This window comes from Protofrankia sp. Cas8 (assembly GCF_963555845.1).
GTDB lineage: Bacteria > Actinomycetota > Actinomycetes > Frankiales > Frankiaceae > Protofrankia.
Map to the genome: position 1 here is coordinate 29,210 of NZ_CAUVXI010000046.1, position 1,069 is coordinate 30,278.

The 1,069-nt window shown below is 68.5% G+C and carries 1 protein-coding gene and 1 pseudogene; both read left to right on the plus strand.

The window, feature by feature from the left end; all coding sequences use genetic code 11:
- The coding region (locus U9977_RS09665) for an enoyl-CoA hydratase/isomerase family protein (RefSeq protein WP_322748871.1) at positions 1-551 on the plus strand (551 nt) is incomplete at its 5' end.
- 159 nt (positions 552-710) lie between these two features.
- A pseudogene (locus U9977_RS09670) lies at positions 711-1,069 on the plus strand (hypothetical protein); the annotation flags it as partial.

Here is a 1,069-nt window from a genome sequence, read left to right on the forward strand (position 1 = left end):
TGGCGTGGGTCAGTGAACTCACCGCAACCTTCGAGCAGGTGGCCCGTATCCCCAAGCCCGTGGTCGCCGCGGTGACCGGATACGCCCTCGGTGGCGGGCTGGAGCTCGCCCTGTGTGCCGACTTCCGGGTTTTCGGTGACGACGCCAAGGTCGGGCTGCCCGAGATCCTGCTCGGAGTCATCCCAGGCGCGGGCGGAACGCAGCGGCTGCCCCGGCTGATCGGCGCAGCCAGGGCCAAGGACCTGATATTCACGGGTCGCCAGGTGCGCGCACCCGAGGCCAAGGAGATCGGTCTCGCCGACCGGGTGGTGGCCCCGGACGACGTCTACGCCGAGGCTCTGCGCCTGGCCGGCCGGTTCACGCAGGGGCCGTCGCTGGCGCTGCGGGCGGCCAAGGTGGCGATCGACGACGGTTTGGACGTTGGACTGTCCGACGGGCTACGGCTGGAGACCGCGGTGTTCACCGGGCTGTTCGGGACCGAGGATAAGCGCATCGGCATGGAGTCCTTTGCCGAGCGGGGCCCGGGCAAGGCGGACTTCGTCGGCCGTTGACGGTGACCGGTTGCCGACGCTCACCTGCCGACGCTCACCCGCCGACGCTGACCTGCCGACGCTCATCGTTGCCGGTCGGGTGTGGCGGGTCCGGTGTCGCGCAGGTGACGTCCTCGCGTTCGAGCGTAGGGCTGTCGTGGGGCGACGGGGCGCTCTACTATGACGCCTGACATCCCGGCTTCGGTCGACAATGCGACCGGGGACGGGCGCCACGAGAGGTGGGGGATGGCCGAAGCCGACGAGGTTGTCAGCATCCGGAAGCCGTCGGTGAACGCCGTCCCAGACAGTGGACGGATTCGCCTGCCAGGGCTCGATCCGGACGCGTTCCGACATCCGCTTGACCGGCGGGCCACCCGTACGTTGAAGCGCCTTCCCGGGTTCGACCGGGTCGTGGCCAAATACATCGAATGGGGTGTCGAACGTACCCAGTACGTGGAGAATACGGCATCGAGCGTGAAGGTCGGTCCCCGCCAATTTCCGGGGATCCACGCCATACTGCGCGAGACGTGCGCGATTTT